7 protein-coding genes and 1 other RNA gene are annotated in these 15,875 nt (G+C 35.0%); 4 read left to right on the top strand and 4 right to left on the bottom strand.

Annotation, left to right across the window (positions count from 1 at the left end; all coding sequences use genetic code 11):
- Positions 1–96: 96 nt before the first annotated feature.
- From B0A64_RS16825 to B0A64_RS16815, 3 genes are all read left to right on the top strand, one after another.
- A complete protein-coding gene (locus tag B0A64_RS16825) occupies positions 97–1,710 on the top strand; it encodes a hypothetical protein (RefSeq protein WP_089480664.1) in 1,614 nt (537 codons plus the stop codon).
- 280 nt (positions 1,711–1,990) lie between these two features.
- Complete coding sequence (locus tag B0A64_RS16820; RefSeq protein WP_089480663.1) at positions 1,991–8,110, top strand: M4 family metallopeptidase; 6,120 nt, start codon at positions 1,991–1,993, stop codon at positions 8,108–8,110.
- Positions 8,111–8,182: 72 nt separating this feature from the next.
- Complete coding sequence (locus B0A64_RS16815) at positions 8,183–8,821, top strand: porin family protein (protein ID WP_089480662.1); 639 nt, start codon at positions 8,183–8,185, stop codon at positions 8,819–8,821.
- A gap of 73 nt (positions 8,822–8,894) precedes the next feature.
- On the opposite strand, the gene B0A64_RS16810 is transcribed toward B0A64_RS16815, so the two are convergent.
- The 3 genes from B0A64_RS16810 to B0A64_RS16800 all read right to left on the bottom strand — a co-directional run bounded on the left by B0A64_RS16810 (position 8,895) and on the right by B0A64_RS16800 (position 12,330).
- Positions 8,895–10,502 (bottom strand): class I SAM-dependent methyltransferase, encoded by a 1,608-nt coding sequence (locus B0A64_RS16810; RefSeq protein ID WP_089480661.1) that lies wholly within the window; start codon positions 10,500–10,502, stop codon positions 8,895–8,897.
- Between the two features lie 161 nt (positions 10,503–10,663).
- Positions 10,664–11,060: a transfer-messenger RNA gene (gene ssrA / locus B0A64_RS16805) on the bottom strand.
- Between the two features lie 67 nt (positions 11,061–11,127).
- Positions 11,128–12,330 carry a serine hydrolase domain-containing protein gene (locus B0A64_RS16800; RefSeq protein WP_089480660.1) on the bottom strand — a complete coding sequence of 401 codons (1,203 nt, stop codon included), beginning with the start codon at positions 12,328–12,330 and terminating at the stop codon, positions 11,128–11,130.
- 240 nt (positions 12,331–12,570) lie between these two features.
- Between B0A64_RS16800 and B0A64_RS16795 the strand changes: the two genes are divergently transcribed.
- Positions 12,571–13,773 carry an NAD(P)-dependent oxidoreductase gene (locus B0A64_RS16795; RefSeq protein WP_089480659.1) on the top strand — a complete coding sequence of 401 codons (1,203 nt, stop codon included), beginning with the start codon at positions 12,571–12,573 and terminating at the stop codon, positions 13,771–13,773.
- Between the two features lie 143 nt (positions 13,774–13,916).
- Here the strand turns inward: B0A64_RS16795 and fumC are convergent, their stop codons facing one another.
- Entirely contained in the window at positions 13,917–15,302 is a 1,386-nt protein-coding gene (gene fumC / locus B0A64_RS16790; RefSeq protein ID WP_089480658.1) for a class II fumarate hydratase, read from the bottom strand.
- Positions 15,303–15,875 lie beyond the last annotated feature (573 nt).

Raw genomic sequence — 15,875 nt, 5'->3', positions numbered from 1 at the left:
TTAAAATTAATTACACCCAATGGGTTATTTTACTTTATATGTAATATTAATCTTATTTATTTGCTTAAATTTGAAATTCTTCTTAGAGTTTTATATATGATAGCACGATTATTTTTAGTATCCTTTCTTATTCTTTCTTTTAGTGTTCATTCTCAAACTTCAACAAAAGAACTCATCGATAGTTTAAATAGCATTAACGATCATGAGAAAAAAGTAAACCTGTGTCGGGAAATTGCGCTAAGGCTTCAAAATTCTGATTGGGACAGAGCGATAAAATATATCGAATTGGCTGAAGTTGAAGCAAAAAATTCAGACACATCAGAATTTGCTTTGGCAAATGTCTACGTTACGGCAGGCAAAATGTATTCTTCAAAAGAGGTTTTAGACATTGCTTTGCAATACGATCTAAAAGCCCATGAAATTTACAAGAATAACAATAACATCCCGGAAGTAGCTAAAGTAGAAAATAATCTTGCGATCATTTATGCACAAGGAAAAAACAAAAAAAAAGCATTAGAATATTTCTTAAAAGTATATCGGTATCAGCAAACTAAAAATGATCCGGTAAAGCTTGTAAAAATCTTAAACAATATAGGTACTACTTACTTAAATAAAAATACAGACTCCTCTTTATATTACTATCATAAAGCTCGTTTGATAAATAATAAACTGCAAGACAATGTTTTAAAAGTTTATGTCTGCACAAATTTAGCACGGGCTTATGCCTTAAAAGAGGATAAAAAAAATGCTGACTATTACTATAATAAAGCTTTTTCTTTAGTAAAAGAACCACTTGATAGTTTAGTACAAGCCTTTGTATATGAGTCTTTTTCTGATTATAAATTAAAAGATAAAGAGTATAATATCGTAATTACAAATGCAAAAAAGGCATTGGAACTCTCCAGAGCAAATGAGTATACTCTTTCGGTTTTAAACCTGAACAAAATGCTTTATCAGGTATATGTAGCCAAAGCAGATTATAAAAATGCGGTGTATTATTTTCAGAAATATAATGCAATCAACGACAGTATAAAAGTCGAAGAAAAGGCGGTAAATCTGGAAAAAATAAAACTAGAGCAGGAGCATAAAGTTCGAACCCAACTTAAAATAGTTATTGAACAAAAGAAACGTTTAACCTATTATATCATTGGGTTAATACTCGTTGTAGGTATATTGGTTTTAATTATTTTACTGGTAAAATACCGAAATAAGAATATTAAAAACCAGCTCAAAAAAGAGAAACTAAAAACAAAAATGCAAGGACTCAGGCAAAGTCTGGATGCAAAAAATAAGGTTCTGATAGCAAAGGCAATGTCAGAAATACATCGTACAGATCATATCAATGAAATCGTGACGGATCTTAAAAAAATCAAACTAAAAACTGTCAATAAAGAAATGCAACACGCTATTGATATAGTCTTAAAGCGTTTGGGAAAGAATTTGAATACAGACATCTGGAAAGAATTCGAAATAAGTTTTGAGCAGGTTCATAAATCTTTTTTTGATAAATTAACGACAGATTATCCCTCACTTACCCCAAAAGACCGCAGATTATGTGCGCTATTATATCTGGACTTAACCACAAAAGAAATTTCGCAAATTACAGGGCAGTCTTTCAAATCGATCGAAAATGCCCGAACAAGACTTCGTAAAAAGTTTGATCTGACCAACGAAAAAGTAAATCTCTCTACTTATCTCAATACATTTTAACCCAATATTTAAATAAGTTAATCGTTTGATTTTCTTTTAATTGTGTTTGTATGAGTGTTTTTTTGATGGCACTTTTCTTTCTGAGAGTGTTTTTGTAATAGTCCTTTTTTTCTATTACAGATACTCCCATTCTACATTTACTATATCGCTGTGATAAAGGAGGACAATTGAGAATCAAAAAAAATGAAATTCTCAAAGGTTAGTATGCTTTTATTATAAACCATTGCAGCAAAATGATTACGAACCAAACAACTATATTATTAATTAAAAACTAAAAGAAATGAACCAACTTTACTTTAAAACCAGGTATTTGTTTATTTTGTTAAGTTTCTTCGCCTGCTTTTCCGGAAGGGCTCAGTCACCTTTTCAGAACATAAAAAAGGACGGCTTAAAAATGGCTTTAGAAGCTTCTGACACAGTAAAAGAACAGGTTTCTAAAAAAGAAAGTGATCCGGATTCTATAAAAAACAGTGCTACCAATACTCTCCTTATTCAGGAAGAGGAGAACATAAAAGGAACAGCACTTTCAGAAAAAGAAAATGAATCTATAAAAAAACAAATACAGGAAAGTCAAAAGTTATTAGAACAAAAACTGACCAATACTCCTGAGAGAACAAGCGCACAAGATTCCGTTAGAACCGCGTCAAAATCTTTTGCGAAATCATCCAATTTGACTGCAAAGAACATATTCGAAGTAAAAAAAGGGGAGTTTGATTTAGCTAAGTCAGATCAAATGCAATTAAAATCAATCTCTGATAGTCATGGCAGAACATTAGTGACTTATCAGCAATTGCATAATGCAGTTCCTGTCGAAGGAGCAATTTATAAAGTTAGAGAAAATAAAAGTAAGATTGATGCCTTTGGTTTTACCACTCAAAAACTCCCTGTAAACAGCAATTATAAAATAAATGCAGCTACGGGTTTAGAAAATGCACTAAAAACTGTAAATGCCAAACAATACATTTGGGAAAGTAAAAAACTAGGTACTATCATTAATAAAAGTATCAGCACAAAACCACAAGGAGAATTGGTTTATGTAGGGCCTAACTTTTCGTCTGAACTAAAGGAGTATTATCTCGCATGGAAATATGATATTCTTGCAACCAATCCGCAATCCAGTCAGACCATCTATGTCGATGCAAACTCAGGAAAAATAATTTTGACTATCGATCTAAACCGTGATGCCGGACAAAGCCTGGGTAAAGGTAAGTCAAGATATTCCGGAGATGTAACGTTTAACACCAAACAATATGCTGATGGTTTCAGGCTGGAAGCTATACAAGGAAAGTACAAGGTCCCAATGTATACGTTGAATATGAATCATGCAGATAATGCATCAGATGAGGTAATCACGGATTTTATTGATGAGGATAATATCTGGAATGACCTGTATAATAAAAACAATGATGAAGTGGCAATAGACATTCATTGGGGAATGCAAAAAACGATAGACTATTATGCCGAAAAATTTAACCGAAATAGTGTCGATAACAAAGGAATGCAAATTATAGGTTTGGCACATTTAGGCAATAATGTAGAAAATGCCTCATGGACCGGAGGATGGGCACAGTTTGGAGACGGTAAAAACACCCCTTATGTTGGTCTGGGGATTACAGCACATGAACTAACACATGCGGTGACACAATTTTCGGCAGGATTAATCTATCGCGGAGAATCAGGTGCTCTAAACGAATCTTTTAGCGATATGCTTGGTGTATCTGTAGAGTTTTATGTTGGAATAGACAAAAAAGAAGATATTTGGATGCTGGGTAACGAATTGTACCAACACGGTAGTATGAGAAACATGTCTAATCCTAAGGCTCAGGGGCAGCCCGATACTTATGGAGGAAAGAATTGGGCAAATCCATCAAATACTAATTACGATAATGGAGGTGTACATATTAACAGCGGAATTACCAATTATTGGTTTTATCTTTTAAGCGAAGGCGGTCAGGGCATAAATGATCTGAATAGCAGTTATGATGTTAAAGCTATTGGTATTGCCAAAGCGGAGAAAATTGCCTACACAACACTTACCGAGTATTTATCTCCTTCCTCAAATTTTAGCGATATGCGTCTGGCAAGTTTAATGGCGACAGAAGATCTGTACGGATTAGGCTCTGAAGAATACAAACAAGTTACCAATGCCTGGTATGCCGTTGGTATTGGAGCAGCCTTTGCAGACAAGCAAATATCACTTGTTTCCGTAGAAAATGCGGCTACTATTTGTGGTCCTTTAAAAGGAGATGAACCTTTTTATATTAAAATAAAAAATACCGGATCTTCTGTAATAAAAGCAAATGATATCTTAAACTACAAATTAAGATTAATGATATCCTCTTTTGGTAGTAAGTATACTTCTCTGTACACCAACGATGGTACTACTGGATTTACAAAAGAGCTGGGAGTAGGCGAAGAGACAATTATAAAAGTTCAGGACCAGCTTCCTTATGAAATAAGTGCAACGACAATAAACTATGTAGAAATAAAACTTGATTTTAAACCTATTGCAGAATTTGGTACAAAAGAGGGAGTTTCTTTTGTTTCAAGTTTATTAAATCCCCCTGCACAAAAAGATTTTGACATTAAGCTTATAGGATTAAATCTTCCGGAATATTCCGGCGAAGCGTTGTCAGCAAATTATCCGTTGGCGATTAAAATCTATAATTTAGGTTGCCAGGATATACCGGCAGGATCTCAGCTTAAAGTAGGATATCTAAATAAACTTCCCGGAAATGAAACAGTCTGGAAAGATGTTACATTGAGTACCGCTTTTAAAATGAACTCAGAAATGACAATTCCTTTTGATGGAACTGTCGATTTATCTGCAGTGGGAGTGCACACCTATGAGGCTTTTGTAACCTATAGTCCAGATCCGGTAACAGCCAATAATAGTGGTATATACGCTGTTTATAATGGTGTTGTAACTCAATTTCCCTATTATCAGGATTTTGAAGGAACGCCTGGAGGCTGGTACTCAAAATCAATACTTACAAATCAAAAATTTGTATGGCAGGCTACCTCTTATTCTTTTAGAGATACAAACTCGAAATATTTATGGGGAACTGTAACTCTGGGTACATCCGAGAAGTTACCATTAAATGCTGATTTTACATTACAATCTCCAATATTTGATTTTACCAATGTTGCCTCTCCGTATGTTGAGTTTGATATGATTTATTTATTTATTAGAGGATATCACGGCTTAGTTGTTGAATATTCTGAGGACAATCAAAACTGGCAAAAAGTTACGGGTATCGATTATCCTAATACTGAACACTACAACAATTTAATATCAGGGCCCTGGTTTAGCGGAATCAATAATAATTCTGACAAGCCACCGATTGCAATGCGTTTAAACGAACTTGCGGGCAAAAAAGCCGCTATTCGCTTTCGTGTAGTTACAGATAATAATAGTACAACCTATTTAGGAGCCTTTATAGACAATATTCGTGTTAGTGATGCGCCTTATGACTTAGAAGTTATTGCAGCAGAAGCAGATGCAGGTACCTGCACGATTAACAATGATAATGTAACAATAAAAACAAGAATTATTAACAACTTCAATACAAGTAGTGAGCAGGTTAATGTTACGGTTAAAATTCTGGATAGTGAAAAAAATGAAATTTTTTCAAAAAATGAAAATACAACACTGCTGTTTACTAAATATAGAGATACGATAACCTATTCTATTTCAAATATTAATTTAAAAAGCATCGGAAAAAATACAATCTCAGTTTCTGTTTTTCCTTTAGATATGGCTAAGGATGTTAAACCAGAAAATAATTCCTTATCATTTGGTTCCGATAATTGGAACAATGAAGATATGAAAGTAACCGTACTGCCTTATACAATGGATTTTGAAGAGGTAACTAAATATAAAGGATGGAGGACCACTGAAAATAAAAATAGCGCCGGCTGGAAACATGGTTTGCGAGCTGATTTAGATTCTCCGGGATGGTCTGTAGATGATCATACTCATTTTATGGCAAGTAATGATGATAAGTGCAATTGCGATTCCTCGAATGATATGTTAATCTCTCCTGTATTTGATTTAAGTAACTATAAAGAAGCCCGCCTGACATTTGATGGTTTTGGAGATGGTGCAAGACTTTCAGACGGATATGTAAAAGTAAGTACAGATGGAGGTGAAACCTGGAAAACGATATTCAAAATGCCATATATCAGTAATTGGATAAATTATCATGTAGATTTAAGTCCTTATGCAGGAAACCCCTGTGTGCTTATAGCATTTCAACATGATGATAACGGATTGTTTGCTAGTGGTTTTGCAGTAGATAACATCAAGATTCAAGATACAACAGAATATTTGGAGTTGTCTAATTTGAGTGTGGCAGAAAATGTATATGAAGATGCTCCTATGCACCAATTTTTTGTAAGCGCAAAGAATGTATCTTACAATACCATTAATAAAGTAACGATCGAATATCAAATTACCCAAAATGGTGTAGCGGTAGGAGAACCAATTGTATTGGAAAGAACAAATCAGTTATTGCAATACCAAACCAGTGTTTATAATATAGACGGTATCCCGCAGCTGGCAGCAGGAAATTATGAAATTAATATAAAGTTAATGGCAGAAGGTCAGCCAAAAGCTTTGGCTGAAAGTCTGACAGGAACGTTTAAAGTTCTTGCAAAGGCACCACAATTAAATCTTGAAAGTTTTTCGAATGTGCCTCAGGGTTCATTATTTGGAGAAAAAGGATTTGTTTCCAATCAAAGTGATCAAAATTATCCATGGAGAGCAGTGGTTACACCAGACAATGCAAACCCACCTCTTCCTAAAAAAGATCATACAGGAGACGCTTCTGCAATCATGCTTTACAGTCAACTCGAATATTCGGCAGTCTATTCAGAAGTAATTTCTCCATTGTATAAGTTAGCTGAAAATGCAAACGCTTTAGAATTTTATTATGCATTAAACAGTAATTACAGCAATGCTTTTATTGTAGATCTTAAAACTACAGGAGGCGAGTGGACAGAAGCATGGAGAGTCACTACACAAGAAAGTTATATCAACAAAGAATGGCAAAAAGGAGTAATAAACCTTGGCAAGTATGCAGGAAAATCTGTGATGTTGCGTTTTAGACATGCAAAAGCAGGCGGATATTCGTATATGGTATTAGATGATTTAAAAGTAATTACGGATCCTATTTTAGATGTATCTGTACAAATATTATCACCAAAAGATGTATGTGGCGGATCTCAGGTCAAAGTTAAATTGACGAACGAAGGACAGATTTTAATTAAACAAAAGACCATTCAATTAGATTTAGAATATACCAATACAGCAGAAACCATTTCGGAAATTGTTCCGGTTGAAATTCCTGCTGGTGAGAGCATAGAATATATTTTCAGGAAACAGCCAGTACTCGATACAAGCGGTGACTCTCATGTTTTTAATGTTATGGCAAAATTAGAAAATGATCTGATTCCGGAAAACAACCAAATAAAAAACTATGTATACCAGGAAGTATCGTCAGATTTTAAAATATTTGATACCCCGGTAATTCATGGATATGCAGGCAAAAATCTGTACATAAATGCCGAAACTAATTTTAGTGCCAAAAAATTAGAAGTTGTTTCCTATAAGTGGAATACCGGAGATGTTTCTAATGGTATCGAAATAAATAAGGCAGGAGATTATCTGGTAACAGTAGTAATGAAAAACGGATGTATACTTACAGAAACGATCACGGCAACCTTTGATACTTTCGAATCTGAATTAGTAAGTGGAGATACTTGCGGTCCCCAGGTTGTTTTGTCTCCCGGAGATTATCAATCCTATGAGTGGCTAGATGGCTCAACAGAGCCGACCTATGTTACAACAGAAAGCGGAAATTATTATGTAACAGTTTATAATCAAAACGGCATTGGTAAAACATTTAGTACTACCGTTTCGATTCTTGAAAACAGTATTGTTCCCGAAATTCAGGTTGCAGGCAATAAAAAATTAACAGCATCAGTCGAGGCAGCTTCGTACCAGTGGTTTCTAAACGATAGACCTATACCCAATGCAACTCAAAAATCTATCATTACATTTTGGGAAGGAAATTATAGACTTCAGATAACCAATAATAGCGGATGTAGTACTGTTTCGGCACCATTTGATTCAAAAGGGATGTTGCTTGGTAAAATAACCAATCCTTTTAGAGTATTTCCTAATCCGGCTGTTGATATTGTAAATGTCTTCCTGGCAGATAAAACAGAAGGAGCTACAGAAATTAAAATTTATGCTATAGATGGTAAAGTGGTGTGGAGTAAATCGTATACAAATATTCCATCGACTATAAATGTAAGTGCATTAAGTCCGGGAGTTTATATTTTGGATTGTAGCATACAAGACAAAAAATATACAGCCAGAATTATTAAAAAGTAATCAAATTACAGATAAAGACAGGGTAGCTCTCCTTTTGAGAGTTACCATTTTTAAAACAAATAGTATCTACTTATGAAAAAATCTATGCTACTTATATGCACGCTATTTTTAAGTGTGACTGTTATGGCTCAAACTCAAAAAGTAAAATTAGGCGTAAAAGCAGGTTTAAATATTTCCAGCCTTACGATTGATGAAAACGAATTAAATTCATCAGACAAAACAGGGTTTACGGCAGGAGTTATGGTCGAGATTCCCATGGCAAAAAATTTCTCGCTACAACCGGAATTGTTGTACAGTCAGCAAGGAACAAAAATTACCTTTTCGGATCAGGAAGTTACAAATTCGCATTATAAAAGCACGATCCGATTACACTACCTGAACATTCCGGTAATGCTTAAATATTATGTAATAAAAGGATTTAGTGTGCAGGCGGGACCACAAATAGCAATACTGCTAAAGGCTAACAATAAATATCAGGATAATTTTTTGGGGTACGAAAATAAGGAAAGTTTTGATCTAAAAAAGTATTCAACCGGTATTGATACATCTGTAAATTTTGGATTGGGTTATCAATTCAAAGATAAATTTTATACAGATGCACGATATGCTATTTCTTATTCTAATGTTTTCAAAGAAGGAGATGCCAATCATTTCATTAACAATGATATGAAGAACAGAGTTTTTCAAATAACGTTGGGTTATTTTTTTTAATATTTTTTATTTTAGTAGATTCTAAAACCATTCGCTGCGGCGAATGGTTTTTTTATTTGATGTATTTTTTAATTCAATTACCTTTTAGTAAATTGATGCTTACTGTAGCGATATCGGCATCTGGAAAGCGTCTAAAAATTGTGGGATCAGGAAATAATCCTGCTTCTGCCGCAATACTATTAAAGACCTCAATTTCTACAATATATTGATCCGAAAAACCATGAGTCGCATCATAAGCTGTTGCGGCAGTTTTGCCCAGGTTATTGGCGGTAAGTTTTGGATGTACCGTATGCAATTCAATCAAAAGCAAACCAAATTTAGAAACGTATGGTGACCATTTCTGTAAATGCTCCAATAGATTATCTTCTACCAGATTGTTACTGATTCTTTTTCCTCTATAGGCAAATGCACCGGTAGATGTACTGATTCTGTCTTTGTCAATATGTTTTGGTTCTTCCCAAATTCGATTGTGATCTAAAAAAGTCCTCACATTAAGCAAATCTTTCAGATCGATATTGTAATTGTCTTTTAAGTCATTCGACAGCACATCCGGTCGTCCAATATCTCCCCAAATAACCTTTGCCCAAATATCTGCCTTGATGAGGTTTGCTCTGGTTACTTTCAAAGCCGCTTGATTATAATCTGCGCCAACCAGAAATAATGGATACTCGTCCAGCATTTTGCCCCTTAAGGTTTGTCTGTCGATTACTTCAAAAATATGCTGCAGGAATGCGCCATTGCCACAACCCATATCCAAGATCCCTTTAGGTTGTTCCTCAATAGGCAAATTGAAAAGCTTGACAATGATTTCATCTACAACTTTAAAGTAAGTATCGTGAGCACCACCGCTTCCCCAAACATTCATTTCACGATCAACATGAATTTCGTTTTCACCATCGGCTATCATTCTTAAAACAGCCGGATCACCAAAAATCAGTTCTTGAATTTTTGCAAAAGTTGGTAAATATGAAACCGTAACACCATAAGCACTGGCTCTTTTTGCATAAAATAAACCTACATCGGTAAATTGATAATTTCCGTTTTTCTTGAGGAACCATCCAAGGTGTACAAAGAAATCCAGTATTTTTTTAAATTGTACAGGAGATTTATGAAACTCTTCCGGCTTGAAAGAAGTCTCCATAAAATATTTGTGAAACATCCCGCTCATTGCCAGCTGAACGATAGTTGGGCCAATCAAATAACCTTCTATATGTTTTAAAATCTGGTCTTGAATACTATTGGTCAGATCATCTTCGCAGGATTCAACCCCATATTTATTTTTATATTTTTCAAAAATAATATTGAGTTTTTCAAACGGTGCATCTTCAAAGAGACGCGGATGAAACTGGGTTGAAAAATGAAGTAAATCAACCACATCTTCATAGAGATGAAACAATGAAAATGCTATTTCTGTCTTTTCATTTACAGATATCGTAATTTCTTGCGTACCGTTATTGACTTCATAATCAAGAAAACCCTGAGAAGCCAAAACCCTCAAGCCCACATTGAGATAACCTTCATTTGCTGTAAAAAGAGAGGTAAGCTCAGATAATTGTATTTGTTTTTTACTTAGAATAAACTCTAAAATGCCCTTATTTTTTAATGCTATTGCAACCGGAGCTACAGCTAAGCCGTCGAGATGTTTAAAAATAGAACTTCGGAGTTGTGATTTATCAATCATAGGAAATTAATGTGGGTTTATTCAAAAATAGTAATTTTTTAAACGAAGACCATATTAATTGTGTTTTTGTGTGTCAGAAATTTTTCCGCTATTGTAAGGGGTTCAATTGCGTAAAAGCTGTTAATGAAAAAAGCCTGTAAACAATGAGTTTACAGGCTTTTTTGTGGAGTCGCCGGGAATCGAACCCGGGTCCAAACAAGCAACTAAAGAGCTTTCTACGCGTTTATTTCCTGATTAGGTTTTCGATGTTAAGCTAGGTCAGGAACAACCACTCAACACTTATCTTCTTAATTTCGATATCTACCCGAAGCTCATAGAAATCTAGGTTTATTTTTACGGTTCCCCTGTACTGAACGCCACAAACCAAGGCTTTCAAGGAGAATCCAGCTTTCCTATCTGATAGGAACTTGGCGCAATCTTACTATAATTCGGATTATGCAGCTAAAGCGTAGTTATTTTCGCCGTGTAAAATTGTAAGATCTTATATTTACGAGCAAGGTCTCAATGCTCGACGTGCTTACTTTTCAATTCGACTTGCTGTCAAAACCAGTCGACCCCAAAAATGAGTTTGCAAATTTATACTATTTGAAGTTACTTTTGTAATAAATTTTATAGAAAAATAATATTATTCTTCATCTTTAAAATTAAAAGGATAATCACCAAAAATTGGAGCCAGTTTACGCACTGCATAAGTGTTTCTCGTCATTTTGTTTGATAAAGCAATAATCGTAACATTTTCTTTTTGAAGCGGAATATACGATGATGTATTACCATGCCACCAACCATTATGAAAGTAATAATTCTGACCAGTTTCCCAATTGATCATTCTGATGCCCAGACCATAATTTTTTGTCCCTTTTCTTTCATTGCTGTAACCCGTGTAAACTTGTTTTAAAAGAGCCGGCTTTAAAAAACCCGGGGCATTTCTGGCTCTGTCAAATTTTAATAAATCACGAGGAGTAGAGTAGATGTTTTTGTCGCCATAAACACAATCCAGATAATCAAAACCTATCTCGACACCATTACCTTTATACGAAGGAACAATTGTTTTTCTGTCTTTTTCATTATCAAAAACATACGTATTGGTCATGCCCAATGGTTTAAAAATCATTTGGGTCATGGCTTCTTTATATGTCAGCCCCGTTATCTTTTCGATAATAAGGGCCAACATTGCATAATTGGTATTGCAATAGCTAAAACGTGTTCCTGTTTTTGATTCTAAGCCAATATCTTTAGTCGCCAGAATATTCAAAATATCTTTATTGGTTAGCTGGTTGTGCCTGTCCCAAACTGATTTATCGTGATCTGTAAAATAGGCATAATTTCGCATACCGCTGCGGTGGCTTAACAACATTCTTACTGTACAATCCGGGTAAGGAAAAGTTTTTAAGATGGTATTTACTTTTTGATCTAAATCAAGTTTACCGGCATTTACTAATTTCAAAACTGCCGTTGCGGTCAAAACCTTACTTACAGATGCAATATGTAGTGGTGTAGTTGCGGTTATTGTTGTGCCTTCGTTTTTGTTGGCAAAACCATTGTATTTTTCATAGATGACCTGACCATTTCTCGCAACCAAAAATCCGCCATTCATCGAATTGTTGGGCCAGTTTTTATAATAAAAATGATTTATTCGTCCGGTTACTGAATTTATGTAAGCTTGCGATATTCGTTTTTCAGGACCTAAAGGTTGCATTTTAGGCAAGGTGTCTTCGATCGTTACCTCTTCTTTTTTTATTGTGTTTTTATCTTTGCCACAGGATCCTAAAACTAAAGTTAGGAAAACTATTTGTGCTATATTTGTCTTTTTAAGGAAACTCATTTTCATCATTCTTTAAAAACAAATATATAGAATTCAATATTTATGTTTGACCCTTTTGGGTTATTTAAAATCATTATTTTAACAAAATTTTAAGATTTTGTTTAATTAGTTCTTTGCTATTCAGCTTATAACGGTTTTTAAACATTCTAAATTCTATTTTAACAACAAAACTTTAACTAAATTTGTTATATTTGAAACAAATTGAATTCAAAAAGTTATATTAATAATTATTTTAATCTGATATAAATGAAATTTGGAATTATAAAAGAAAGAAAAAATCCACCGGACAGACGTGTTGTATTTTCACCAAGCGAACTTACAAAACTGAAACAAACGTATCATGACGCTACTATTGAAGTAGAAAGCTCAGATATTAGGATTTTTTCTGATGTTCAATATAAAAGTATGGGAATCACTGTTGCAGATGACGTTTCTGATTGTGATGTTTTGTTTGGAGTAAAAGAAGTTCCTGTAGATAGCCTGATTTCGGATAAAGCGTATTTCTTTTTTTCTCATACGATAAAAAAGCAGCCGTACAATCAGAAATTGTTAAAAGCGATTTTAGAAAAAAATATTGATCTTTATGATCACGAAACTATTGTCGATGAGCAAAATCGTCGCTTGATTGGTTTTGGAAAATATGCAGGAATGGTGGGCGTGTATAACGGAATTCGTGCTTTTGGAATAAAATTCGAACTGTTTAAATTGCCAAAAGCAGAAACACTAGCAGGCAAAGATGCGTTAATAATGCATTTGAAACGGATCAATTTACCGGCATTAAAATTTGTACTTACCGGAACCGGAAAAGTTGGTAGTGGTGCCAAAGAGATTCTTGATGCTATTAAGGTAAAAGAGATTACGGTAGATAATTATTTGACCAAAAACTATTCGCAACCTGTTTATGTGCAGCTGGATGTTTTAGAATATAACAAACGAATTGACGGAGAGGTTATTGATTTTGTAGATTTTATATCTCATCCGGAAGCGTATGTTTCTGATTTTGAAAAGTTCACAAAAGTATCAGATATTTATTTTGCAGGACATTTTTATGCCAGTGGGGCTCCAATGATTTTAACCAGAGAAATGCTGAATGCAAGTGATTGCAAGCTAAAAGTTGTTGCTGATATTTCTTGCGACGTCAATGGGCCAATTGCCTGTACTTTGCGTTCTTCGACAATCGAAGAGCCTATTTATGGATACTTTCCGCTGGAAGATAAAGAAGTAGATGTTTTTCATCCGGCAGCAGTTGTAGTAATGGCAGTTGATAATTTGCCATGCGAAATTCCAAAAGACGCCAGTGAAGGTTTTGGAGAGCAGTTTATGGAACATGTTATTCCTGCTTTTTTCAACGGAGATAAAGACGGAATTCTGCAACGCGCTAAAATAACAGATAAAGGAAAACTTACCCCAAGATTTAGTTATTTGCAAGATTATGTAGATGGGAAATAAAATAAGTTTCAGTCTCAGTTTTCAGTTCTGAGAGTGGGTAAACTTTGTCAAAGTTGTTAGTAACCGATTTGATATAAAAAAGGCAGCAAACTTTAGTTTACTGCCTTTTTTATGGTTACCACCGACTGGGACTGCGACTTTTTCTAAACCATTTCTTCTGGTTTTACCCAAGCGTCAAAGTCTTCTGGAGTTACGTAGCCCAGGCGAACGGCTTCGTCTTTAAGAGTTGTTCCGTTTTTATGGGCAGTTTGCGCAATTTCGGCTGCTTTATAGTATCCTATTTTTGTATTTAAGGCAGTAACCAACATCAACGAATTGTCGACTAATTCTTTGATACGTTTGTAATTTGGTTCGATTCCCTGAGCACAATGCTCGTCGAACGAAATACAAGCATCTCCTAGCAATCTTGCTGATTGCAGGAAGTTTGCTGCCATCACGGGCTTAAAAACATTAAGCTCATAATGTCCCTGCATTCCGCCAACAGTAATTGCCATATCATTTCCTATTACTTGTGCGCAAACCATTGTCAGGGCTTCACATTGCGTAGGGTTTACTTTTCCGGGCATGATAGAAGATCCCGGTTCGTTTTCAGGAATGTGAATTTCTCCAATTCCGGAGCGTGGCCCTGAAGCTAACATTCTAATATCATTTGCTATTTTATTTAGAGAAACAGCCAATTGTTTTAATGCGCCATGTGTTTCTACAATGGCATCATGGGCTGCGAGAGCTTCAAATTTATTCTCGGCAGTAACAAAAGGAAGATTGGTGAATTTTGCGATATACCCGGCTACTTTTACGTCATATCCTTTTGGGGTGTTCAATCCGGTTCCTACTGCAGTTCCGCCCAAAGCGATCTCAGATAAATGGGCTAAAGTATTTTTAAGTGCTTTTAAGCCAAAAGATAATTGAGCAGCATATCCTGAAATTTCCTGTCCTAATGTTAGCGGGGTTGCATCCATAAGATGGGTACGACCAATTTTTACTACACTTGCAAATTCGGTTGCTTTTGCGGCTAAAGTAGCGTGTAGTTTTTCGACTCCCGGAATAGTAGTTTCGATTACTATTTTGTAAGCTGCAATGTGCATTGCGGTAGGGAAGGTATCGTTAGATGATTGTGATTTGTTGACATCGTCGTTGGCTTTGATAAAAGGTTCGCCTTCGCCAATATTAAATCCCTTTAAGACTTGTGCGCGATTGGCAACAACTTCATTTACGTTCATATTGCTTTGAGTTCCTGAACCGGTTTGCCAGATTACCAGCGGAAACTCGTCTTTTAATTGTCCCGCCAGAATTTCGTCGCAAACTGCTGCAATCGCATCTCTTTTTTCGATTGGCAAAACCCCTAAGTCAGCATTGGCATAAGCAGCAGCTTTTTTAAGATAAGCAAAACCTTCAATTATTTCTTGTGGCATAGAAGCCGAAGGTCCTATTTTGAAATTGTTTCGGGAACGCTCTGTTTGTGCGCCCCAGTATTTATCTGCGGGGACCTGAACTTCGCCCATTGTATCTTTTTCTATTCTGTATTTCATGTTGTTATTTGTAAAAGGTTATATGTGATTTGTGAAATGTTGTGGTGAATGGGACGCTGATGATACTGATTTACTTCGTAAAGACGCGGATTAAAACTGATCTTTTTCTTTTATGATTGAATCTTCTTAGTAAAAACGGTTGTCCTAGCCCTGATGGGAGCGGCATCCTTTTGTGTCCGCCGCGGCGGACATAAAAGATATAGCGTACAGCAGGAATTAGCTCCTAAAAACACTCATCTTCTTCTTGTTTAGAGGGTTAAATAATAATCGAAAAAATCCCTTATTTAAAATGAGTTTAAATATACGGATAATTGTGATTTTATGAAAATTGATTTCGTTTTTATTGCTAACGAAAAATATAAAACATACATTTGTCCTTACATTCAAAAATTCCGGAAAACATGTTTGAATTTTCACAGTACTTAGGTTTTTTACTTTTCTTGACCATACTAACTATAGGGTTTTGGTTGATGTTTTTCTTGGTTGGTTTCGTATCTTATTGGGTTACGGGAGCAAGCTGGGAACTTTTCAAAGAGAAAAGAGCAAAGAAGAAACAAGAACAATCGATTTAAT

Source organism: Flavobacterium araucananum (assembly GCF_002222055.1).
Taxonomy (GTDB): Bacteria; Bacteroidota; Bacteroidia; order Flavobacteriales; family Flavobacteriaceae; genus Flavobacterium; species Flavobacterium araucananum.
This window is presented reverse-complemented; position numbering and strand designations above follow the sequence as displayed.

What these genes read in the sequence shown, in the direction of transcription:
- B0A64_RS16825 (WP_089480664.1), top strand. Translation starts at nt 97, where the DNA reads ATGATAGCACGATTATTTTTAGTATCCTTTCTTATTCTTTCTTTTAGT.
- B0A64_RS16820 (WP_089480663.1), top strand. Translation starts at nt 1,991, where the DNA reads ATGAACCAACTTTACTTTAAAACCAGGTATTTGTTTATTTTGTTAAGT.
- B0A64_RS16815 (WP_089480662.1), top strand. Translation starts at nt 8,183, where the DNA reads ATGAAAAAATCTATGCTACTTATATGCACGCTATTTTTAAGTGTGACT.
- B0A64_RS16810 (WP_089480661.1), bottom strand. Translation starts at nt 10,502, where the DNA reads ATGATTGATAAATCACAACTCCGAAGTTCTATTTTTAAACATCTCGAC.
- B0A64_RS16800 (WP_089480660.1), bottom strand. Translation starts at nt 12,330, where the DNA reads ATGAAAATGAGTTTCCTTAAAAAGACAAATATAGCACAAATAGTTTTC.
- B0A64_RS16795 (WP_089480659.1), top strand. Translation starts at nt 12,571, where the DNA reads ATGAAATTTGGAATTATAAAAGAAAGAAAAAATCCACCGGACAGACGT.
- fumC (WP_089480658.1), bottom strand. Translation starts at nt 15,302, where the DNA reads ATGAAATACAGAATAGAAAAAGATACAATGGGCGAAGTTCAGGTCCCC.